Below are 22,315 nucleotides of genomic sequence, written 5' to 3' on the forward strand. Positions count from 1 at the left end.
GTCAGATCACCTTGTCCGTGGCGGGGTCGATGAGGTGCATCTGCCCCATATGCGCGAGCAGGGCGAGTGGCTTGCCGACCTCGGCCGGGGTGGACGGGTCCAGGCGCGCGGAGATCTCGGTGCCCTCGAGCTTGAAGTGCGCGAGCGTCTCCATGCCCATCGGCTCGATGACCTCGGGCGTCAGGCTGAGCGGCTCGAGATTGTGCTTGTCCGTCGTCTTGTCGTCGGTGAGGTGTTCGGGACGGATCCCGAACAGGACCTGCTTGCCCGCATAGGAGCGATAGCGGTCGACGCGGGCGGGCGGCACCGGCAGGGACGCTCCGCCGGCGATGACGACATTCAGCCCGCCGGAGGATTCTTCGAGCCGCGCGGGCAGGAAGTTCATCGCCGGGCTGCCGATGAAGCCGGCGACGAACTTCGTCGCCGGGTGGTGGTAGAGCTCCTGCGGCGGGCCGACCTGCTCGATGATGCCGTGGTTCATCACCACGACCCGGTCCGCGAGCGTCATCGCCTCCACCTGGTCATGCGTGACGTAGACGGTGGTGGTGCGGACCGTCTGGTGCACCTTCTTGATCTCGGTGCGCATCTGCACGCGCAGCTTGGCGTCGAGGTTCGACAGCGGCTCGTCGAACAGGAACACCTTCGGGTCGCGCACGATGGCGCGGCCCATCGCGACGCGCTGGCGCTGGCCGCCCGAAAGCGCCTTCGGCTTGCGTTCCAGCAGCGGGGTGATGTCGAGGATGCGCGCGGCTTCCTTCACCCGCTTGTCGATCTCGGCCTTGGGGAACTTCCGCAGCGTCAGGCCGAAGGCCATGTTCTCGTAGACGCTCATGTGCGGATAGAGCGCGTAGTTCTGGAACACCATGGCGATGTCGCGGTCGCGCGGGGGGATGTCGTTCACCACCGTGCCGCCGATCGCGATCTCCCCGCCCGTGATCTCCTCCAGCCCCGCGATCATGCGCAGCGTGGTGGACTTGCCGCAGCCGGACGGTCCGACGAGCACGACGAACTCGTGGTCCGCGATCTCGAGGTCGATGCCCTTGACCGCCTGGACGCCGCCTTCATAGGCCTTGACGATCTTGCGAAGCGAAACCTGAGCCATCGTGCGTTCAGCCTTTCGTCGCGCCGGCGGTCAGCCCGGCGATGTAGTAGTCCATGAGGAAGGCGTAGATCACCACCGGCGGAAGCGCTGCCATCAGCGCGCCAGCCATGATCTGGCCCCAGGCGAAGGTGTCGGCGCGGACCAGCTGGCTGACGACGCCGATCGTCAGCGGCATCTGGTCCGGCGTGGTGACGAAGGCCGTCGGGTAGACGAAGGCGGCCCAGGAGACGGTGAAGGCGAAGATCGTCGCCGCGATGATCCCCGGCAGGGCGACGGGGATGAAGATCTTGATCAGCATCTGCGGCCACGACGCGCCGTCGATCAGCGCCGCCTCGTCCAGTTCCTTCGGGATGGAGGCGAAGTAGCCGATCATGATCCAGGTGCAGAAGGGCACCGTCAGCGTCGGATAGACGAGGATGAGCCCCCAGATGGAGTTGAGCAGGCCGAGCCCGCCCACGATCTGGTACAGCGGGATGAACAGCAGCGTGTCCGGCACGAGGTAGGTGAGGAACACGCCGGTCGCCAGCACCTGGCTGCCCCAGAAGCGCATCCGCGCCAGTGCGAAGGCGGCGAGGATCGAGATCACCATCGTCAGCGCCACGACGGACGCGGTGATGATGATGCTGTTCAGCATGAAGCGCTGGAACATCGGGTTGAAGACGATCGCCTCGTAGTTCTCGAGCGTCGGATCGCGCACGAGCCACGGATTACCGGTCATGTTGGCGATCTCGCCGCTCGTCTTCAGGCTGGTGATCAGCATGTAGAAGGGCGGCGCGAGGAAGATGATCGCGGCGACGCCGAGCGACGCATAGGCGGTCCAGAGAGCCCAGCGCCGCTCGGCGCGCAGGCTGCCTGCCTTGTGGTAGATGCCGGGCGCGTCCCGGTTCGCGGCCGTCGCCGACATCACATCTGCTCCTTGTTGCGCCGGGTGACGCTGCGCAGCACGAAGAAGGCGCAGATCGCGAGGATCGGGAACATGAAGAGCGACACCGCCGCCCCGCGCGGGATGTTCCCCGACAGGATGCCCACCTGGAAGGCGTAGGAGGCGAAGACATGCGTCAGGTCGCGCGGCCCGCCATTGGTCAGCACGCGGACGATGTCGTAGTTCGCGAAGGTGACGATCAGGCTGAACAGCACGGTGATCGAGATGATGTTCGCCATCATCGGCAACGTCACGTAGCGCAGCCTCTGCCAGGACGAGGCGCCGTCGATCGCGGCGGCTTCATAGAGCTGTTCCGGCACGCTCTTGAGCGCGGCCAGGTACATGATCATGAAGAAGGGCGCGCCGATCCACACGTTCACCATGATGATCGCGATGCGCGCCCACCAATGGTGGCCGAGCCACGGCACCTCGGGCACCGACACGATCGCGAGCAGCCAGTTGATCGAGGAATAGGAGGGATCGAACATCCACCACCAGCCGAGCGTGGACAGCGCCGGCGGGATGACCCAGGGGACCAGCAGCATGCCGCGCCACTTGCGCTGCCCCTTGTCGGGGATGTGGTGCAGCATGTGCGCCAGCCAGAAGCCCAGCAGCGCCTTCAGCAGCACGGCGGTGATGGCGAAGAAGCAGGACTGGAACGCGACCGCCCAGAAGGTGTCGCTTTCGAACAGCAGTTCGAAGTTCAGCGTGCCGGCGAATTCCGTCATGCGCCGGTTGAGGGTGGAGAGATAGATCGCGTAGGCCGCCGGATAGGCGACCAGGCCGACGATGATGGCCAGCAAGGGCAGCGTCATCACGAAGGCTATGGTCGAGCGGCGACGCGCGAAGCGCTGCATGCTGTTCGCGCGGCCGGACCTCATGCCCGTGCCGCCATTCATGGCAAGGCTGCCGTCGGCTGCCATCCGTCTCTCCCCCGGTTATGCCGGCCTGGGCGGGCAGCCTTCGGCCACCCGCCCGCAACCGGGTCTTGGCCTTGGCGTCAGCCGCCGCGGCGGATGTTGGTCAACTCGCGCTCGAGCCAGGTCAGCGCCTGGTCGATCGTCTCGCCGCCCTGCACCACGCGCGCGACCACCTTGGTGTTCAGCGCCTGCGTATAGGCCTGCACCGCGAATTCCGCCGGCGCGGGCGCCATCGCGACGCTGGTGCGCGCGTTGTGGTGCGCCTTCAGCGGGTAGTTGAACACCGTGCCGGTCGGCGGGCCTTCCGTCGCCCAGATCGAGAAGTCCGACATGCTCGCGAAGGGCGGGATGTCGTAGCCGTTCGACGTGGTGGTCTGGCGTTCGGCCTGCGGGCGCTCCGAAAGGAATTCCAGCAGCCCCTTCGCCGCCGGCTTCTGCCGGCTGAACGACCAGATGCCCCAGAAATAGGGCAGGTAGGGCACGAAGCGGCCCTCCGGCCCCGCGGGCATCGGCACCGTCCAGCAGTTCTGCGAGACCTGCGGCGCGTCGCGCTTGGCCACCGCCCAGGCGGAAGGCGGGTTGAAGATCAGCGCCGAGCGGCCGGAGATCAGCGCGCGGTTGTTCGACGCGTCGTCCCAGGCCCAGACATCGTTCGGCAGGAAGCGCGACAGGCGGACCATGTACTCCACCGCCGTGCGCAGCTTGGCGTTGCCGCGCACGGTCGGGTTGCCGCGCTCATCCATCATGAAGGCGCCGAAGGAGGCGAAGATGGCGCCGACCGTGTCGACCGCGTCGGTGAAGGACCCCATCGGCATGCCGAAGGGGAAGCCGGCGGCGTGGCACTTCTCGGCAGCCGTCAGGAAGGTGTTCCAGTTCCAGGTGTCCGCACCCGGGCCCTGGCGGTTCTCGGCCGGCCACATGGCGCGGATGTCGATGCCGGCATGCTGCTGCATGAGGTCGAAGCGCACGCAGGCGGGCTTCATCTGCGTGCCCGAAACCGCAGGGATCGCGACCCACTTGCCGCGGATCTTGCCGAGGTATTCGGCCGCCGGCGTCACCGCGCCGTACTTCTGGATCAGTCGGCCCATCACGTCATCGACCGGCTCGAGCAGCTCGGCCTTCGACGCCGGCTCCCAGGTCGGGAAGGACAGCAGGTCGTGGCCCGACCGCGACTGCGCCTGCGCCGCGATGGTCAGCAGGTTCTGGTTGCCGACCGAGGTGATGAAATCGATGTTCACCTCGACGCGGTTGCGCTGGCCCCATTCGGCGCAGAGCTCGCGCAGGATGCCGTTGCCGGCCGGGACCCAGTGGTCCCAGAAGCCGCAGCGGATCGTTCCGCCCGTCCCCTGCGCATGCACCATGGGCGCACCGACCGCGGTCGCCGCCAGTACGCCAGCCCCGTTGCGCATCACGTTGCGCCGGGTGATCCCGTGTTTGGACATGCTTTCCCTTCCGTTCTCTCCCCGGGGCGGGCCTCGGTGCCGGGCCCGCTTGTCGGTAACCGGAAGGTTAGTCAGGGAAATTCCCGCGTGGCAACCTCCGGAGAACGTAACGGGCGGCGCATGCGCCTCGCGCTTGCGTGCGGGGCGCGCCCGCAGCACGCTCCGGCCATGGACCACCACGCCTTCGATGCCCTCGTCATCGGCGCCGGAATCGCCGGCGCCACCGCCGCCGCGCATCTTTCCGCCACGCGCCGGGTCGCCCTGCTGGAAGCTGAGGAAAGCGCCGGCTACCACGCCACCGGCCGCTCCGCCGCCATCTGGATCCGCAACTACGGCAGCCCGGATGCGCGCATCCTGACGGCCGCGTCGCGCCGCTTCTTCGAAAGCCCGCCGCCCGGCTTCGCCGAGGCGCCGCTGATGCGCCCGCGGCCCGTCATCCACCTCGCCCCGCCCGACCAGGTGGACCATCTGCGGGAGATGATCGCCGAGGGCGACGACATGCGCGAGATCGCGCTCGAGCAGGTCCGCGCCATGGTGCCGGCGCTGCGCCCCGGCTACGCAGCGCTCGCGGCAGTCGAGGAGGATTGCTTCGACATCGACGTCGCCGCCATGCACCAGGGATTCCTGCGCCAGGCGCGCGGCGCGGGCGGCGTGCTGGCGCTGCGCAGCCGCGCCGGGCGCATCTGGCGCAAGGACGGCGCCTGGCATGCCGAAACGGCGACCGGCGACGTCTTCTCCGCCCCCGTCATCGTCAACGCCGCCGGCGCCTGGGGCGACGAGGTCGCGCGCATCGCGGGCGAACCCGCCATCGGCCTGCAACCCAAGCGCCGCACCGCCTGCATCGTCGATCCGGGCGACTACGACTGCGCCGACTGGCCGCTGCTCGGCGATGCGGGCCATTCCTGGTACGTGCGCGCGGAAGCGCGGCGCAAGCTCATGGTCAGCCCGGCCGACGAGACGGACAGCGACCCCTGCGACGCGCAGCCGGACGAGTTCGACGTCGCCGTCGCGGTGGACCGCATGCAGCAGGCGCTCGACATCCCGGTCAGCCGCATCGAGCATCGCTGGGCCGGCCTGCGCAGCTTCACGCCGGACCGCGGCCTGGCGATCGGGGAAGGGGTCGAGCGCGGCTTCTTCTGGATGGTCGGCCAGGGTGGCTACGGCATGCAGACCGCACCCGCGGCCGGGCGGCTGCTGGCAGCGCTGGCGGCAGGGCAGGATCCGGGCGACCTCGCCGGTGCCGTGCCGCTCTGCGATCCCCGTCGCTTCAGCCGGAGGCAGGCGGCATGAGCGCGCCGCTGCCGAGCTTCGACGACGTCCGCGCGGCCGCCGCGCGGCTGGCCGGGCGCATCGTGCGCACGCCCCTGCTGCGCCACCGCCACCTGGACGAAGTGACGGGTGCGACGGTGCTGGTGAAGCCCGAACCGCTGCAGCGCACCGGTTCCTTCAAGCTGCGCGGCGCGACCAATGCCGTGCTGCTGATGGACCCCGAGGCGCGGCGCGGCGGCATCGTCACCCATTCCTCGGGCAATCACGGCCAGGCCTGCGCCGCGGCCGCCCACATGCTCGGGATGCGCGCGACCATCGCCATGCCCGCCGACGCGCCCGCCATCAAGGTGGAGGCGACGCGGCGCTGGGGCGCGGAGATCGTGCCCTTCGACCGCCATGGGGTGGACCGGGACACGCTGGCGGGCGTGCTCGCCGCCGAGCGCAGCGCGACCATCATCCCGCCCTTCGACCATCCGGACGTCATCGCCGGCCAGGGCACCGCCGCGCTCGAGCTGCTCGAGGATGCCGGCGCGCTCGGCCTGGTGCCGGACGCCTTCGCGGTCTGCACCGGCGGCGGCGGGCTGACCGCGGGCTGCGTGCTGGCGCTGGAAGCGCTCGCACCGCGCGCCGAGGTCTATGCCGTCGAGCCCGAGGGCTGGGACGACACCAAGCGCTCGCTCGAAGCCGGGCGACGCGTACCGAACACCGTGACCGGCAGCGGGCTGTGCGACGCGCTGCTCTCGAAGCAGCCCGGCGCGCTGACCTTCGCGATCAACCACCGGCATCTCGCCGGCGGCGTCGTGGTGACGGAAGCCGAGGTGTTCCGCGCCATGCGCTTCGCCTTCGAGCACCTGAAGATCGTCGCCGAGCCCGGCGGCGCCGTCGCGCTGGCGGCGGTGCTGGCAGGCAAGGTTGCGGCGAAGGGCGGCGTCGTCGGCGTCGTCGTCAGCGGCGGCAACGTCGATCCCGCCGTCTTTGCCCGGGCGCTCGCGGCCTGAGCCGGCCCTTGCCGCCCGCGCCGTTCGGCGCTTCCCTGCCGGCACAAGCACGAACCGCCAGGGAAACGCCCATGAACCGCCGCAGCCTGTTCGCCGCCACCTCAGTCCTTGCCCTGCCCGGGATCGCCCGCGCGCAATCCTTCCCCGACCGGACCATCACGCTGGTCAGCGGCTTCGCGCCCGGCGGGTCGACCGACATCACGGCACGGCTGCTGGCCGACCGGATGCAGGGCTTCCTCGGGCCCAATGCGCGCATCGTGGTGGAAAACCGGCCCGGCGCCTCTGGCACCGTCGCCGCGGACTGGCTGCGCCGCCAGCCGGCCGACGGCCATGTGCTGATGCTGAACGAGGCGTCGTCCCACGTGCTGATCCCGAACGCGATGCAGGGCGGCACGCGCTACAACCCGATGGAGGACTTCACCCATGTCGCGATGGTCGCGAACGGGCCGCTGATCCTCGTCGCCAAGCCGAACTTCCCGGCGGCCAACGCGGCGGAGGCGGTTCAGCGCCTGCGCGCCGGCCCGCAGGACGACATGCCCTATGCCTCCTCCGGCGTCGGCTCCATCCCCCATTTCGCGGGGGAGGCGATCGCCGTCTCGCTCAATCTCGGCGGCCGCTTCGCCCATGTGCCCTACCGCTCCGGCGGGCTGATGGTGGAAAGCATCGCGCGCGGGGAGACGGCCTGGGGCGTCGCGGTGCTGGCCTCCGCCGCCGCGCAGGTGCGCGACAACCGGGTGCGCGGCATCGCGCTGACGGGGCTCGAGCGCTTCCCCGCCTTCCCGGACATCCCGACGCTGGCCGAATCCGGCATCCCGGGCTTCGACCTCGGCAACTGGTTCGCCGTGGTCGGGCCGCCGCGCATGCCGGCGCCGGTGACCGAGGCGCTGAACCGCGCCATCAACAGCGCGCTGCGCGACGCGCAGCTGCGGGACCGCTTCCTCGTCGCCGGCATCACGCCCTGGACGCGCCCCAACGCGCCGGCCGACACGCGCGCCTTCTTCCAGAGCGAGCTCGAGAAGTTCAAGGGCGTCGTCGAGCGGACCGGCGTGCGGATGGAACCGTGACCGATACCGCGGCCGACATCGTCATCGTCGGCGGCGGCAGCGCCGGCTGCATCCTGGCGGCACGGCTGAGCGAGGATCCCGGCTGCCGCGTCCTGCTGCTCGAAGCCGGGCCGCCGGACAAGGACGTCTGGATCTCGCTGCCGGCCGGCTACGCGAAGCTCTACGGCAGCGGGAAATACGACTGGCGCTACGAGACCGAGCCGGAGCCGAACCTGAAGGACCGCCGCATCCACTGGCCGCGCGGCAGGGTGCTCGGCGGCTCGGGCAGCGTGAACGGGCTCGTGTTCCTGCGCGGCAGCCCGCACGACTATGACCGCTGGGTGCAGGCGGGCGCGGCCGGCTGGTCCTACGAGGAAGCCGCGCCGGTCTTCCGCCGCATCGAGCATTGGGACGGCGCGCCCGACCCCACGCGCGGCGGCGACGGCGCGATCCATGTGCGGGAACCGCGCCGCCTGGCCCCGGCGGCGGCGGCCTTCGTCGAGGCCTGCCTCGCCGCCGGGATGCCGCGCAACCGAGACTGGAACGACGGCACCGCCATCGACGGCGCGGGGCCCGTGCAGCTCAACGTCAATGGCGGGCGGCGCTCCTCCACCGCGAAGGAGTATCTCCGCCCGGCCATGGCGCGCGGCAACCTGCGCGTCGAGACCGGCGTGCTGGCCACGCGCATCGTCGTCGAGGGCGGCCGCGCCGTGGCGGTCGAGGCGCTGCAGGATGGCCGCCCCGCCACCTTCCGCGCGGCGCGGGAGATCATCTGCTCCGCCGGCGCGCTGGAGACGCCGAAGCTGCTGATGCTGTCGGGCATCGGCGACGGCGACGCGCTGCGCGCGCTCGGCATCCCGGTCGCGCATCACAGCCCCGGCGTCGGGCGGAACCTGCAGGACCACCTGATCGCCAAGTGCATCTACCGCGCCAGGCCCTGCGGCACGCTGAACGAGATCATGCGCTCGCCTCTCCGGCAGGCGAAGATGGGGTTCGACTACCTGCTCTCCCGCACCGGGCCGCTGTCGATCGGGGCGGGGGAGGCGAATGCCTTCGCCCGCGTCACGCCCGGCGCCGAGGAAGCGGAGGTGCAGTTCCTCTTCGTCAACTTCTCCACCTTCGCCTACGAGAAGGGCCTGCACGACTTCCCGGGCTTCATGTTCAACTACGGCGTCTGCCGCCCCGACAGCCGCGGGGAAGTTTTTCTCCGTTCCCCCGATGTGCGGGAGAAGCCGGGCATCCGCGCCAACTACCTCGACCATCCGAACGATGTGCGCGTGATGATCGCCGCCGCCCGTCTCGGCCGGCGGATCGCGGCGCAGGCGCCGCTTGCCGCGCTGATCGAGGAGGAGCTTCGCCCCGGTCCGGCCGCGACCAGCGACGAGGCCATCCTGGACAACATCCGCGCCACCGCCGGCACCGTCTTCCATCCCTGCGGCACGGCCCGTATGGGCGGTGCCAACGACCCGATGGCGGTGCTCGACCCGCAGCTGCGGCTGCGCGGCGTCGCGGGGCTGCGCGTGGCCGATGCCTCCGCCTTCCCGCTGATCCCCTCCCCCAACATCCAGCCCGCGGTGATGCTGGTCGCGGAGCGCTGCGCGGACTTCATCCGGGCGGGTTCGTGAGCGCATCCGGCGCGGCGCGGCGGGGCATGCCCCTCCATGTCGATGCGATCGCGATGCGCGCCGCGGGGCCTCTCCCGCCCGGCGAGCGCATCGCCAGCGCGGGCCGCGCCGGCGCGGCGGCGTGACGCGGATGCCTCAGCCATCTTCCGGCATGGCCGCCATCGGCGCGGCGGTCTTCGCCATCGGCTTCTCCACCACCCTCGCCATGCCGCTCTTCACCGCCTATGCGGACCGCGATGGCGGCGGGGCGGGCGGGCTCGCGGCCGCCTTCATCGCCTATGCCGGCACGCTGATCGTCACCGCGCCGCTGCTCGGCGGGCTGTCCGACCGGATCGGGCGCAAGCCCTGCGTCCTGGCGGGGCTGGTGCTGGCGGGAGTGTCCACCCTCGCCCTCGTGGTCGCCCCTGGCCTCGCCGCGCTCGCCGTCGCGCGCGCCCTGCAGGGCCTGGCCATCGGCCTCGTCGCCGGCGGCGCCACCGCCTGGGCGGCGGAACTGGCTGGCGGGCCGGAAGCGGGGCGCCGCGCCGCGCGCGTCATGGCCTTCGGCACCGCCGGATCCTACGGCGCCGGCGGGCTCGCCACGCTGATCGCCTTCTGGCTTCTCGGGCAGGCTGAACCGCCCGTCACCTTCTGGCTGCACATGGCGGCGGTCGCGCTGCTGATCCCCGTCGTCGCCCGCCTGCCCGACCGCCGGCCGACCGAGCGCGTCGCCTGGCTGCGCGTGCCGGCCTTCCCGCGCGGCACCGTCGCTTCCTCCTTCGGCATGTTCGCGGCCTGGGGCGTGACGGGCGTGACCATCACCTCGGTGCCGAGCGCGCTCGCCGCCGCCGGCTATCCGCGGCTCGGGCCGCTCGCGGTCTGCTTCATGATCGTCGCCGGCACCGCCGTGCAGCAGGCGATCGGGCGCTGGCCGGCGCGGCGGCTCTCGCTCACGGGCCTGCCGGTGCTCGCGGCGGGGGCGGGGCTCGTCATCCTAGGCACGCTCGGCGCCTCCTTGCCGCTGCTGCTGGCGGGCGGCGGGCTGGTGGGCAGCGCGGCCTACGGGTTCCTCTATGTCGGGGCGCTAGCGGCGGCGTCGGAGGCCGCCTCGGGGGCGGACAGGGCGCGTGCCGCGGCGGGCGTCTTCCTCATCGCCCATGCGGGTTTCTGCGTCCCGCCGCTGCTCACGGGCCTCGCGGTCGATGCCTTCGGCGCCCCGGTGGCGCTCGCCGGCTTCTGGGCGGGGCTCGCGGGGCTGTGCACGCTGCTCGCGCTGCTGCTGTTGCGCCGGCAGGGCTGAGGCGCGCAGATTCGGCACCATGGAACGCGTCGTGGTCTTCGACATCGAGACGGTGCCGTACCTCGCGGCCGGCCGCACCCTGCTGGGCGAGGCGGCGGAGGGGCTGGACGAGGCCGCGCTGCGCAGCCGCCTCGGCGCCCGCTATGCGCGGGACGGGCAGGACCCGGCGACGGCCTTCCTCAAGCCGCCGCTGCACGCCATCGCCTGCGTCGCGCTGCTGGTCGCCGAGCGCGTCGAGCCCGGCGATCCATGGAAGCCGGTGCGCTTCGCCTCCCGCCACATCGGCGCGACGCCGGAACGCGAGATCCTGGCGCTGTTCGAGAAGACGCTCGCGGTGCGCCCCGCACCGATGCTCGTGGGCTTCAACACCTCCGGCTTCGACATCCCGGTGCTGCGCTACCGCGCCATTGCGCTCGGCGTGCCCATGCCGGCGCTGAACGGCGCCAATGGGCGGGACTACGGCTACCGCTTCGGCAAGGACCATCTGGACCTCGCCGACCGGCTTTCGGGCTTCCGTGCCTCGCCCATGCCGTCGCTGGCGGAAGCCTCGGCGCTGATCGGCCTGACCGCGAAGGCCGGCATGGACGGCACCGAGGTGGAGCCGGCGATGCGGGCCGGGCGCGGGGATGACGTCGCGGCCTATTGCGAGACGGATGTCGCGGCGACCTGGCTGCTGGCCTTGCGCTTCTGGCAGGCGACGGGGTTGCTCGGCCCCGACGCGGCGCGGTCGAGCTTCCGCGCCTTCGCCACCTTCCTCGAGGAACACCACGCCGAGCCGCACCTGGCCGACCATGCCGAATGCGCGGAGCGCCTGGCGGCCGGCTGAACGCGCGCAGGGCGCAAGGGTGGGCGCGCCGGGTTCGCCGCGCGCAAGCAAGGCCGCCGGACAGCGGCGCCGGCGACCGAGGCAAACGAACACCACGGATCGAGGCCCCGCCTCGATCCGCGAGGGCGAAGCCCGACCGCGCCCAGGCCATCAGTCCCGCCCGGCGCGCCAGTGCACGGCGCGCAAGCCAAGCCGCCGCATGGCGGCGCCGGCGCTTGAGGCACAAAAAAAGAAAACGGATCGAGGCCCCGCCTCGATCCGGGAGGGCGAAGCCCGACCGCGCCCAGGCCATCCGTCGGCCCCGGTACGTCAGTGCTCGGCGCGCAAGCCAAGCCGGCGGACGGCGGCGCCGGCGATTGAGGTCAGGAAGACTTCCTCACCGCTCGCAGCGGATGAACACGGTCGAGGGATGCGCCTGCTCGCCCACCTCGGCCGCGCCGCGCTCGCCGCTCGGGCTTTCGCGCATCACCGGCTGCACGCCGTTGCGGCGGAGGAAATCCACCGCCTCGGTCCCCTTCACCGCGAAGTTCACGTTCTGCGGGATGTCGCCCGTCCGCGCCGCGATGCGCTGCGCGTTGAGCTTGGAGACGACGACGCCCACGACATTGCCCTGGCGGTCGAGCAGCGGCCCGCCGGAATTGCCCTGCTGCACCGGCGCGCTGATCTGGAACTGCGTCTGGTTGTCGCCGAGGCCGGCGAGCGCGCTGACCTCCCCCGTCGTCAGGGTGGGGCCGGAGGAGAGCAGGCCGGACAGCGGAAACCCATAGGTCACCACGCTTTCCCCGCGCCGCACGGCGTTCGACCGGAAGGCGAGCGTGGGGCCGGGATTGCCCGGGACGCGCAGGAGCGCGAGGTCGCGCCGCGCATCCGCGACGGGCGCCTGCGGCACGGTCAGGGTGCGGTTGTCCGAGGTGCGAACGAAAAGCCGTGTGCAGCCTTCGATGACGTGCTGGTTCGTCATCACCAGGTCGGGGCCGACGACGAAGCCGGTGCCTGTGGACGCCCGCGCCTGCGGGTTCGGCCGGGCGCCGGGCGGCGTGCCGGGCGCCGGTGCGGGCGCGGCGCCGGGGGCGACCGGTGCCAGCGGCGGCGGCTTCGCCCCGGGCAGGCCCGCCCCGGCAACCGAGGCGCCGGGACGCGGCTGGGCGGGCCGCGGCGCCGGCCCCATGGCCACGGTGCGCTCGACGCAGATGTCGTGGTTGCGGCGGACGATCTCCTCCCCGTCCTGCAGGACGAGGCGGATGTCGAAGCGGCAGCCCGCCCCTTCGGCCGGTCGCAGGGAAAACTGCCCGCCCGACGCGAGTGGCCCGCGGTTGAGCAGGTTGCCGCCCCAGTCGGGGCGGCCGCTGCGCACGGCATGCAGCGCCGTCGCCGGCAGCGGCGCGCCGTTCACGATTCGGAACGGCTCGCTCTGCGCCGCCGCCGGAGCGGCGGGAAGCACCAGGGCGGCGGCGAGCAGCAGCGGGGGGAGAATGCGCCTCATGGCACCGATGATGTCGGCAGCGACCCGATGGGAGTCAATCGCGGACCACCGGTCAGGGTCGCGCGCCCCCGACCGTGGGCAGCAACCGGTCGCCGCCGCCCACCTGCGGGAGCGGCGCTTCCGCACGCGGCGGCGCGGCGGGCATGCCCGGCGCCATGGTCTGCAGGCGCTCGGCGCAGACATCGGCGTCCCGGCGGATGACCTCCTGCCCGTCCTGCAGCACGAGGCGGATGTCGAAGCGGCAACCGGCTCCCTCTGGCATGCGCATCGCGAAGAAGGCGCCGGGCCGGACCGGGCCCTGGTTGAGCAGGTTGCGGCCCCAATCCTCGGCGCCGCTGCGGGCAAGGTGAAGGGCCACCGCCGGCAGCGCCGCGGCGTTGACGATGCGGAATGGTTCGTTCTGCGCCTGGGCGGGATCCGGAAGGGCCAGCAGGAACAGGGCGGAAAGGCGGATCGGCAAGCGCCACATGGCTGGGATGTCGGCGTCGCGGGCACGCCAGTCAAGCAGGGACCCTTGACCTTCCCATATTGGTAAGGCCCAGATCGGACAGCGGAGGATCGACATGCCCGACGCCGCTCTCACCACCCCGCGCCTTTTCCTGCCGGTCGACGGGATGACCTGCGTCGCCTGCGCCGGCCGTGTGCGCCGCGCGCTGCTCGCCGTGCCCGGCGTCCTGGGCGCGGAGGTCAACGCGGCCTCCGGCCAGGCCGAGGTGGCCGGCACCGCCGCGGTCGCGGACCTTGTCGCCGCCGTCCGCCGCGCCGGCTACGCGGTGCCGGAGACGGTGTTCGACCTCGGCATCGGCGGCATGACCTGCGCCTCCTGCGCGCAGCGGGTCGAACGCGCGCTGCGGCGCGTGCCGGGCGTGGTCGAGGCGGGCGTGAACCTCGCGACGGAGCGCGCGCATGTCCGCGCCATCCGCGGCACGGAGGAAACCGCCCTCGGCGCCGCCGTCGCGCGGGCAGGCTACCGGCTGCTCGCGGCCAGCGCCGAGGAGGACGCCGACCCAGGCGCGGCGCGGGAGGCGCGCGACCTCATCCTCGCCACGCTGCTGACCCTGCCATTCCTGGCCGGCATGGCGGGGCTGGTGGCGGGGCAGGACTGGATGCCCGGCGGCTGGTGGCAGTTCGCCCTGGCGACGCCGGTCACCTTCTGGCTCGGTGCGCGCTTCTGGCGCGCGGGCTTCGCGGCGCTGCGCGCCGGCACGGGCAACATGGACCAGCTCGTCGCGATCGGCACCGGCGCCGCCTGGGGACTGTCCTCCTGGCTGCTGCTGCGCCACGGGCCGGACCACGCGCATGGCCTGTATTTCGAGGCCGCGGCGGTCGTCATCCTGTTCATCCTGCTCGGCAAGTGGCTGGAGGCGCGGGCGAAGCGCGCCACGGGCGCGGCGATCCGCGCCCTGCTCGGCCTCGCCCCGCGCACCGCCCGGCGGATCGAGGACGGGGAGGAGCGCGAGGTGCCGGCGGCGGCGCTCGCGGTGGGCGACCTCGTGGTCGTGCGGCCCGGGGAGCGCATTCCCGCCGACGGCGCGGTGCGCGACGGCCGCGCCGGGGTGGACGAAAGCGCGCTGACCGGCGAAAGCCGCCCGGTCGAGAAGGAGCCCGGCGCGCGCGTCGCGACCGGCACCGTGGCGCTCGACGGCCGGCTCGTCATCGCCGTCACGGCTGTGGGGGGCGAGACGATGCTGGCGCGCGTCGCCGCCCTGGTCGCCGCAGCGCAGGCGAGCCGCGCGCCGGTGCAGAAGCTGGTGGACCGCGTCTCGGCGGTCTTCGTGCCGGTGGTGCTCGCGATCGCCGCCGCCACCTTCGCGGGCTGGCTGCTGGCCGGCGCGGGGGCGGAGCAGGCGATCATCACCGCGGTCTCCGTACTGGTCATCGCCTGCCCCTGCGCGCTCGGGCTCGCAACCCCCGCGGCCATCATGGCCGGCACGGGCGCGGCGGCGCGGGCGGGCATCCTGGTGCGTGACGTCGAGGCGATCGAGCATGCGCAGGCAATCACCCTCGTCGCCTTCGACAAGACGGGCACGCTGACCGAGGGCCGGCCGCGGCTTGCCGCGCTGCACGCCGCGCCGGGCACGACGGAGGCCGAGGCGTTGCGGCTCGCCGCCGCCTTGCAGGCGGGCAGCGAGCATCCGCTCGCCCGCGCCGTGCTCGCCGCCGCGGCAGGGAAGCCGCCACCGGTCGAGGATTTCCGCGCCCTGCCCGGGCGCGGCGTGGAAGGGCGGGTGGAAGGGCGCGCGATCGTGCTCGGCAGCCCGCGGCTGATGGAGGAACGCGGCGCGGATGCGGGCACGCTCGCCGACGCGGTGGCGGAGGAGGCCGCGCAGGGTCGCAGCCTCGCCTGGCTCGTCGAGGGCGGCCGTGCGCTGGCGCTGCTGGCCTTCGAGGATGCGGCCAAGCCCGGCGCGGCGCGGGCGGTCGGCGCGCTGAAGGCGATGGGCCTGAAGGTCGCGATGCTCAGCGGCGACCATCCGGCGGCGGCGCAGGCGGCGGCGCGCAGCCTCGGGCTCGACATCGTCGCGGCCGGCGTGCTGCCGGAGGGCAAGGCGGAGCGCATCGCCGCGTGGCAGGCGGAAGGCCACCGCGTCGCCATGGTGGGCGACGGGGTGAACGACGCGCCGGCGCTGGCGCGCGCCGATCTCGGCATCGCCATGGGGACGGGCACCGACGTGGCGATCGCCGCCGCGGGCATGACGCTGCTGCGCGGCGACCCGGCGCTGGTGCCGGCGGCGCTGGCGGTGGCGCGACGGACGCGGCGGAAGATCCGCCACAACCTCGCCTGGGCCTTCGGCTACAATCTGGTCGGGCTGCCGCTGGCGGCGCTCGGGCTTCTCTCGCCGGTGGTCGCGGGGGCGGCGATGGCGGCCTCCTCGCTCAGCGTGCTGGGCAGCGCGCTGCTGCTGGCACGCTGGCATCCGGCGGAGGATCCGCGGTGAACATCGGCGAAGCGGCCGCACGCTCCGGCGTCTCGGCGAAGATGATCCGGCACTACGAGTCGATCGGCCTGCTCGCCGCCGCACGCGGCGCGAACGGTTACCGCGTCTATGCCGAGCGTGACGTCGCCGTGCTGCGCTTCATCCGGCATGCGCGCGACCTCGGCTTTCCGCTCGAGGATGTGCGCCGCCTGCTCGCCTTGTGGCAGGATCGCGGACGCGCGAGCGCGGAGGTAAAGCAGCTTGCGCTTGCGCATGTGTCCGCGCTCGAGACCAAGGCAGACTCCCTGCAGCGCATGGCGGCGAGCCTGCGGCACCTGGCCGCGCATTGCCACGGCGACGACCGCCCCGACTGCCCGATCATCGACGACCTCGCACGGAAGGAGTGAGACCATGGACAAGACCAAGGGACCGGAGATCACGCTGAAGGTCGAAGGCCTCAGCTGCAGCCATTGCGCGCAGGCGGTGACCGCCGCGATCCAGTCGAAGGACCCGACGGCGAAGGTCGTCGTCGACGTCGCCGGCGGCACGGTGAAGACCGAGACCGTCCTGCCGCGCCACGTGATCAGCATGGCCGTCGAGGAGGAAGGCTACGCGGTGAAGCCCGAGTGACGGGCCGTTGATCTGAATCAATCACCCCGCGCGGCTTCGCTGCGAGGATGACGGCATGCGGAAACACCTGCCATGCCTGGGATCCGGTCGCCGCTCGGCGTGAAGGTCACGGGGCCGCTGCTCACGGCAGCGTCCCCGGAGACCCGCGCGCAGCTTCTCGGCGCGGCCGTCGCCTTGTCGGTGCCGCGCGGCGCGCCGATCCTCGCGCAGGAGGCTGAGGCCGACCGCCTTTTCCTGCTGCTGCAGGGTTCGGTCGGGCTCAGCACGGCCGAGGAAGGCGGCGCGGCCACGATGGTCGAGATCCTCTCGCCCGGCGAAGCCTTCCCGATCTCGGCGGTTCTGTTGCGCACGGCGCATCCGGTCGCCGCGGTGGCCCTGGCGCCCTGCCGCCTGCTCGCGATCCCCGCCGAGGAGGTGCGCGCGGCGGCGATGGGGGACAGCGGGTTGATGCAGGCGGCGCTCGAGCAGATGACACGCCAGTGGCGGCTGCTGGTCGACCAGGTGGTGGATCTCAAGACACGCGACGCGACGCAGCGCGCGGCGCGCTTCCTCGCGCGGCGCCTCGGCACGGCGCGCGGCGCGGTGGACATCCCCGAGCCTCGGGGCGCGATCGCCGCGCGGCTCGGCATGACGCCGGAGAGCCTTTCGCGCGCCCTGCACGGGCTGGAAGCGGCCGGCCTGCTGCGCCTGCACGGGCGCAGGGTGGACGTGCCGGACCGCGCGGCGCTGCTGCGCGTCAGCGCGCCGCGCGCCGGCGGGGCTTCGCAGGCGGCGCGACGCGTGTAGCCTTGGACCCCTCATCAAGGGGGGAACGCCGCATGGCCCGCGTGCCGGACATGACCGTCGAGACACTGAAGCCCGAGGACCGCGACCTGCTGAAGCGGAACATCGCGCTGCACCGCGCGCTGACCAACAGCCCGGGCGGGGCGCGCGCCTTCTCCGGGCTCGGCCAGTACATCCGCTACGGTTCGAAGCTGGACCCGAGGCTGCGGGAACTCGCCATCCTGCAGGTCGGCTGGCTCGCGCGGTCGCCCTATGAATGGTCGCACCACGTGAAGATCGGCTTCGACTTCGGCGTCAGCGAGGACGACATCCGTGCGCTGATCGCCGAGACCGAGGGGCGCGCCAGCGCCCTGGAACCGCTGGCGAAGCTGGTGCTGCTCGCGGCGCGGGAGGCCTATGCCGGCCCGGGCGTGAGCGCGGCCACCTACGCCGCCCTCGCCGCGCAGCTGGACCATGAGTTGATGGTCGACCTGGTGCTGGTCATCGCCTTCTACTGCGCCGTGGTGCGGGTGCTGGCCTCGCTCGAGATCCAGGTCGAGCCCGACTACCAGCCCTATCTCGACCGCTTCCCGCTGCCGGGCTGAGGCTTGCGCCGGCGGCGGCGCGCCCCACCTCGCGCGCATGACCGTCACCGCCGCCATCGCGCTTGTCTGCATCGCCATGCTGTTCGGCGGCATGGCCTTCTTCGCGGCCTGCATCGCGCCGCTGGTGTTCACGCGCCTGCCGCCCGAATGGGCGGGGCGGTTCATCCGCGGGGTGTTCCCGGTCTACTACCTGTGGGTGCTGGGCACGGCGGCGGCGGGCGCGGTGGCGCTCATGCCGGTCCGTCCCGCCGATGCGGGGGCGCTGGCGCTGGTCGCCGGCGCGACCGTGTGGCTGCGCCAGTCGCTGATGCCGCGCATCAACGCGCTGTCGGACGCGGCGCAGGCCGGCGACGCGGCGGCGAAGGCGGGCTTCGACCGTGCGCACAGGCTGTCGGTCGCGGTGAACCTGGCGCAGATGCTCGTCGCCGCGGTCGTATTGGTGCGCTTCGCCTGACCCATGCATGGCGCGCCGCGCGCCGCGCATGGGTCCGTCCTCGACGCGGCCGGCGGCGCGGGCGAGCATGGCCGCATGAGAGCAGCCCTGCCCATCCTGATCGGCGCCTCCGTCATGCTCTCCCTCGCCATGGGGCTGCGCCAGAGCCTCGGCCTGTTCATGGCGCCGTCGACGCAGGACCTCGGCATCGCGGTGGCCGAGTTCACGCTGGCGATCGCGGTGCAGAACCTGGGCTGGGGCTTCCTGCAGCCCTTTGCGGGCGCGGCCGCGGCGCGCTGGGGCTTCCGCCCGGTACTGGCGGCTGGCGTGGTCGCCTACCTGGCGGGGCTCGCGGTGATGGCGCTGGCGCAGGGGGCGCTCGCGCTGATGGTCGGCGCCGGGCTGCTGATCGGGCTGGCGCTGGCCTGCACGGGCAGCGGCATGGCGCTCGCCGTCGCATCGCGGCCGGTCTCGGCGGCGGCGCGGTCGAGCGCCCTGGGCATGGTCTCGGCGGCGGGGTCGGTCGGCGCGCTGCTCGCCGCGCCGATCGGGCAGGTGCTGTCGGAAGGCTGGGGCTGGCGCGCGGGCGTCTGGGGCTTCCTGATCCTCGGCCTCGCCATGCTGCCCGCCGCCTGGGTGGCCGGGCGGGTGGACCGCGTGCCGGTGCCGCCGCTGGCGCGGGGGGAGACGCCGCGGATGGGCGTGGCCCTTGCCCGCGCCATGTCGCACCCGCCCTTCCTGGTCATGTCCGCGGCCTATTTCGTCTGCGGGCTGCAGCTCGTCTTCCTGACGACGCACCTGCCCTCCTACCTCGCGCTGTGCGGGCAGGACCCGATGCTGTCGGCCAAGGCGCTCGGGCTGATCGGCGGGTTCAACGTGCTGGGATCGCTGTTCTTCGGCTGGGCCGGCGGGCGGTGGAACAAGGGGGCGCTGCTGGGCGCCATCTACCTGGTGCGCTCGCTCGTGCTCGGGCTGTACTTCGCCTGGCCGCCGAGCGAGGCCTCGACGCTCGTCTTCGCCGCCATCATGGGGTTCCTGTGGCTCGGCGTCGCGCCGCTGGTGTCGGGGATGGTGGCGGAGATGTTCGGGCTGCGTTTCCAGGCGCTGATCCAGGGCATCGCCTTCATGTCCCACCAGCTCGGCTCCTTCCTCGGGGCCTTCGGGGGCGGGCTGCTGTTCGACCTGAACGGGGACTATGTCCTGGCCTGGCAGCTGGGGGTGGGCATGGGGCTCTTCGCCGGTGCGGTTCAGGTCGCCTTCGCGCTGCGCGGGCGCCCGCCCGGGGCGCCGGAGCCGCGCCCGGCTCCCGCCTGATCCTTTTCCCGACCGTCCCAATCCCCTATGTGGCTGCCACCGTTCCACCCTGGGAGGAAACCCGCATGAACCGTCGTGCCCTGATGGGGGCCGCGGCCGCCGCCGCGCCCGCCGCCCTCGCCACGCCCGCCCTGGCCCAGACCCAGATGCCGGAGGTGCGCTGGCGCGTGCAGTCCTCCTTCCCCCGGGTGTTCGACGTGCTGTACGGCACGCTGGAGCGCATCGCCGCGCGCGTCGGCCAGCTGACCGAAGGCCGCTTCCGTATCCAGACCTTCCCGGCGGGCGAGATCGTGGGCGGCCTGCAGGTGCTGGACGCGGTGCAGGCCGGCACGCTGGAGGGCGGGCACACCGCCTCCTACTACTACATCGGCAAGGACACGGCCTTCGCCCCCTTCACCGCGATGTGCTTCGGCCTGAACACGCGGCAGATGACCTCGTGGTTCCGCTTCGGCGGCGGCAACGAGCTCGCGGCCGAGTTCTTCCGCGAATACAGCATCGTCGCCCATCCGGCGGGCGACACCGGCGCGCAGATGGGCGGCTGGTTCCGCAACGAGATCACGGGCGTCGACAGCCTGCGCGGGCTGAAGTTCCGCATCACGGGCCTGGCCGGCCAGCTCTTCACCCGCCTCGGCGCCGCGCCGACGCTGATCGCGCCGGCCGACATCTATCCGTCGCTGGAACGCGGCGTGATCGACGCGGCGGAGTTCGTGGGCCCGCATGACGACGAACGGGCGAACTACGTCCGTGTGGCGCGCTTCTACTACGCGCCGGGCTTCTGGGAGCCGGGCGCGCGGCTGCACTTCATGATGAACCAGCGCGCCCATGCCGCGCTGCCGGACCTCTACAAGCACGCGCTGGAAGTCGCCTGCGCCGAGGCCGATTCCGACATGACCGCGCGCTACGACCACCTTAACCCGCAGGCGCTGCGCCGCCTTGTCGCCGCAGGGGCGCAGCTGCGCTTCTGGCCGCGCCCGGTGCTCGAAGCCGCCTGGCGCGCGAATGAGGAGATGAACGCCGACCTCGCGCGGCAGAATCCGAAGCTCGCCCGCATCATGGAAAGCTACCTCCGCTTCCGCGGCGACCAGTTCCAGTGGTTCCGCGTGGCCGAGAATTCCTACGACAACTTCGCCTTCGCCGCGCCGCAGACGGTGCGCTGAAGCCGGACGGGCGGCGGCGTGTCGCAGGTGGCCGCCGCGGCCCGAGACCTGGGGGCCGCCGCCGGTTGGGCGGCGGTCCTCCTCCTCGCCGCGTCGCTCCGCCTCGCAATGCTCGGCGATGCGGAACTCTGGTACGACGAGGTGGCGACGGCGTTGTTCGCCGCCCTTCCACTGCACGACATCTTCGGCTGGCTTACGCGGGTCGAAACCAACCCGCCCGTCTACTTCGCGGCTTTGCATCTTTGGGTAAACGTCGCGGGCGAGGCGGAGGTCGCGTTGCGGCTCCCCTCGGCGCTGGCCGGCATCGCTGCCGTGGCCGCGACCATGCTGCTCGCCACCCGCTGCTTCGGCCCGCGCGCCGGCATTTGGGCGGGACTCGTGATCGCCGTCGCAGCGTGGCATGTCATGCAATCGCGCGATGCCCGCGCATATGCCTTCCTGGTTCTGTTCTTCGCGCTCGCGCTGCTCGCGGCGCGGCGGCTGGCGGAGGTTGCGCCAAGGCAGCGGATACGGGCTGCCTGGCTGGCGGTGCTGCTCGGCTGCCTCGGCGCCACGATGCCCGCCATGCACCATACCGGGTTGATCGCCGCGGCGACCGCGCACGCCTATGGGCTGTGGCACATGGCCGCGCGCCGGGAGGCGCACGTGCCGACCATCGCGTGGTTCGGCGCGGCAGGCCTCGTCTGCGTGTTGCTTTCGATGCCGATGCTGGTGATCGCTGTCGACCTCGCCGCCGATCCCTCGAACGCGACATCCTGGATGCACGAGCAGCGCTGGGTGCGCATCGGCCATAGCCTACAGGCCCATTTGACCGCCGCGCCCATCATGCTGGTACGGGACGGCCTACTGCGCGCGGTGGTGGCAGCGGCAGGCGGTGCGTTCACCCTGTTCATCCTCGCGCGCCTCGTGCGCGCTCACGGCAGCAGGACCGAGATACTGGCATTCGCCGGCACAGTCGCGACGGCGGTACTGCTGTTCCTCGCCGCGGAAGCGATCACGCCCGTGATGCTGGACAGGACCTTGTCGTTCCTGATGGTTCCCGTCGCGATCCTTATCGGCGCGGCGATCGCCGAGGACACGTCGGCGCGGTCGCGCGCCGGCGTTTTCGTCGCCTTCTCGGCGATCCAGGCGCCGATGCTCCTCGCCTGCTTCGATCCGCCATGGCATCGGCAGGCGTCGCGCCTTGCCGCGCTGGTTGCGGCCGGGCCGGGGACTATCGTCATGACGAACATCTTCGATGTCGCATCGGTCGAACGCTACGGCCGGGGCACTACGGCCGACATGCTTGTGCCGACGGCGGTCGGCATCGGCCTCCAGCACCGGATGGTGGAGGTGCTGGGGCGCCCACGCATCATCGACGCCGAGGCGCTCGCAAGACGCGCCTGCGGTGCGGATCGCGTCGCGCCGCCACTGCGGATCGTCGAAAGCCTGCGGGGCCCCGGGCTTCGCGATGCGCTGGATCGTGCCGGCTGGACCCTCGTCGCCGCCGATACGGCCGGCGTATACGGCGTGGATATATGGGAGCCGCCGGAATGCGAACTCCCCGCCGGCAGCACCCGATGAACGCCCTTCAGCCACCTGGACCAG

21 protein-coding genes are annotated in these 22,315 nt (G+C 72.3%); 15 read left to right on the top strand and 6 right to left on the bottom strand.

All coding sequences use genetic code 11. The features are described from left to right. Position 1 precedes the first annotated feature (1 nt). The 4 genes from J5Y09_RS15110 to J5Y09_RS15125 all read right to left on the bottom strand — a co-directional run bounded on the left by J5Y09_RS15110 (position 2) and on the right by J5Y09_RS15125 (position 4,386). On the bottom strand, positions 2-1,102 hold the full coding sequence (locus J5Y09_RS15110; protein WP_209352641.1) for an ABC transporter ATP-binding protein: 1,101 nt from the start codon (positions 1,100-1,102) through the stop codon (positions 2-4). A gap of 7 nt (positions 1,103-1,109) precedes the next feature. Continuing rightward, on the bottom strand, positions 1,110-2,006 hold the full coding sequence (locus J5Y09_RS15115; RefSeq protein WP_209352642.1) for a carbohydrate ABC transporter permease: 897 nt from the start codon (positions 2,004-2,006) through the stop codon (positions 1,110-1,112). Beyond that, positions 2,006-2,947, bottom strand: coding sequence for a carbohydrate ABC transporter permease (locus J5Y09_RS15120; RefSeq protein ID WP_209352643.1), 942 nt, complete (start codon positions 2,945-2,947; stop codon positions 2,006-2,008). Before J5Y09_RS15120 ends, J5Y09_RS15115 begins: the two co-directional genes overlap by 1 nt. Before the next feature lie 77 nt (positions 2,948-3,024). After that, a complete protein-coding gene (locus tag J5Y09_RS15125) occupies positions 3,025-4,386 on the bottom strand; it encodes an ABC transporter substrate-binding protein (RefSeq protein WP_209352644.1) in 1,362 nt (453 codons plus the stop codon). A 168-nt stretch (positions 4,387-4,554) separates the two neighbouring features. On the opposite strand from J5Y09_RS15125, the gene J5Y09_RS15130 reads away from it, so the two are divergent. The 6 genes from J5Y09_RS15130 (at position 4,555) to J5Y09_RS15155 (ending at position 11,426) form a co-directional block, all read left to right on the top strand. Further along, complete coding sequence (locus tag J5Y09_RS15130) at positions 4,555-5,676, top strand: NAD(P)/FAD-dependent oxidoreductase (protein ID WP_209352645.1); 1,122 nt, start codon at positions 4,555-4,557, stop codon at positions 5,674-5,676. Further along, positions 5,673-6,653 (top strand): threonine ammonia-lyase, encoded by a 981-nt coding sequence (locus tag J5Y09_RS15135; RefSeq protein WP_209352646.1) that lies wholly within the window; start codon positions 5,673-5,675, stop codon positions 6,651-6,653. Before J5Y09_RS15130 ends, J5Y09_RS15135 begins: the two co-directional genes overlap by 4 nt. A 71-nt stretch (positions 6,654-6,724) precedes the next feature. After that, the gene (locus J5Y09_RS15140) at positions 6,725-7,717 is read left to right on the top strand and encodes a Bug family tripartite tricarboxylate transporter substrate binding protein (RefSeq protein WP_209352647.1); all 993 of its coding nucleotides are present in this window, start codon (positions 6,725-6,727) and stop codon (positions 7,715-7,717) included. Then, positions 7,714-9,321, top strand: coding sequence for a GMC family oxidoreductase (locus J5Y09_RS15145; RefSeq protein WP_209352648.1), 1,608 nt, complete (start codon positions 7,714-7,716; stop codon positions 9,319-9,321). Before J5Y09_RS15140 ends, J5Y09_RS15145 begins: the two co-directional genes overlap by 4 nt. Positions 9,322-9,472: 151 nt before the next feature. Then, positions 9,473-10,600, top strand: coding sequence for an MFS transporter (locus J5Y09_RS15150; protein ID WP_209352649.1), 1,128 nt, complete (start codon positions 9,473-9,475; stop codon positions 10,598-10,600). 19 nt (positions 10,601-10,619) lie between these two features. After that, a complete protein-coding gene (locus tag J5Y09_RS15155) occupies positions 10,620-11,426 on the top strand; it encodes a 3'-5' exonuclease (RefSeq protein ID WP_209352650.1) in 807 nt (268 codons plus the stop codon). Between the two features lie 376 nt (positions 11,427-11,802). On the opposite strand, the gene J5Y09_RS15160 is transcribed toward J5Y09_RS15155, so the two are convergent. Both J5Y09_RS15160 and J5Y09_RS15165 read right to left on the bottom strand, forming a co-directional pair. Further along, positions 11,803-12,909, bottom strand: a complete 1,107-nt coding sequence (locus tag J5Y09_RS15160; protein ID WP_209352651.1) for a S1C family serine protease — start codon at positions 12,907-12,909, stop codon at positions 11,803-11,805. A 52-nt stretch (positions 12,910-12,961) separates the two neighbouring features. Beyond that, positions 12,962-13,378, bottom strand: a complete 417-nt coding sequence (locus J5Y09_RS15165) for a hypothetical protein (protein ID WP_209352652.1) — start codon at positions 13,376-13,378, stop codon at positions 12,962-12,964. 94 nt (positions 13,379-13,472) lie between these two features. On the opposite strand from J5Y09_RS15165, the gene J5Y09_RS15170 reads away from it, so the two are divergent. The 9 genes from J5Y09_RS15170 (at position 13,473) to J5Y09_RS15210 (ending at position 22,291) form a co-directional block, all read left to right on the top strand. Beyond that, entirely contained in the window at positions 13,473-15,848 is a 2,376-nt protein-coding gene (locus tag J5Y09_RS15170; protein ID WP_209352653.1) for a heavy metal translocating P-type ATPase, read from the top strand. Next, positions 15,845-16,234: a Cu(I)-responsive transcriptional regulator gene (gene cueR, locus J5Y09_RS15175; protein ID WP_209352654.1), complete on the top strand. Its 390-nt coding sequence runs from the start codon at positions 15,845-15,847 to the stop codon at positions 16,232-16,234. The genes J5Y09_RS15170 and cueR overlap by 4 nt, the downstream gene beginning before the upstream one ends. A gap of 4 nt (positions 16,235-16,238) precedes the next feature. Next, positions 16,239-16,457: a heavy-metal-associated domain-containing protein gene (locus J5Y09_RS15180; protein WP_209352655.1), complete on the top strand. Its 219-nt coding sequence runs from the start codon at positions 16,239-16,241 to the stop codon at positions 16,455-16,457. A gap of 72 nt (positions 16,458-16,529) precedes the next feature. Further along, the gene (locus tag J5Y09_RS15185; RefSeq protein WP_209352656.1) at positions 16,530-17,243 is read left to right on the top strand and encodes a Crp/Fnr family transcriptional regulator; all 714 of its coding nucleotides are present in this window, start codon (positions 16,530-16,532) and stop codon (positions 17,241-17,243) included. 32 nt (positions 17,244-17,275) lie between these two features. Then, on the top strand, positions 17,276-17,824 hold the full coding sequence (locus tag J5Y09_RS15190; RefSeq protein WP_209352657.1) for a carboxymuconolactone decarboxylase family protein: 549 nt from the start codon (positions 17,276-17,278) through the stop codon (positions 17,822-17,824). A 37-nt stretch (positions 17,825-17,861) separates the two neighbouring features. Then, positions 17,862-18,278, top strand: coding sequence for a DUF4149 domain-containing protein (locus J5Y09_RS15195; protein ID WP_209352658.1), 417 nt, complete (start codon positions 17,862-17,864; stop codon positions 18,276-18,278). Positions 18,279-18,353: 75 nt separating this feature from the next. Beyond that, positions 18,354-19,571 (top strand): MFS transporter, encoded by a 1,218-nt coding sequence (locus tag J5Y09_RS15200; RefSeq protein ID WP_209352659.1) that lies wholly within the window; start codon positions 18,354-18,356, stop codon positions 19,569-19,571. A 65-nt stretch (positions 19,572-19,636) separates the two neighbouring features. Then, positions 19,637-20,728, top strand: coding sequence for a TRAP transporter substrate-binding protein (locus J5Y09_RS15205; RefSeq protein WP_209352660.1), 1,092 nt, complete (start codon positions 19,637-19,639; stop codon positions 20,726-20,728). 18 nt (positions 20,729-20,746) lie between these two features. Continuing rightward, a complete protein-coding gene (locus tag J5Y09_RS15210; RefSeq protein WP_209352661.1) occupies positions 20,747-22,291 on the top strand; it encodes a glycosyltransferase family 39 protein in 1,545 nt (514 codons plus the stop codon). Positions 22,292-22,315 lie beyond the last annotated feature (24 nt).

The organism is Roseomonas nitratireducens (assembly GCF_017813355.1).
Lineage (GTDB): Bacteria > Pseudomonadota > Alphaproteobacteria > Acetobacterales > Acetobacteraceae > Neoroseomonas > Neoroseomonas nitratireducens.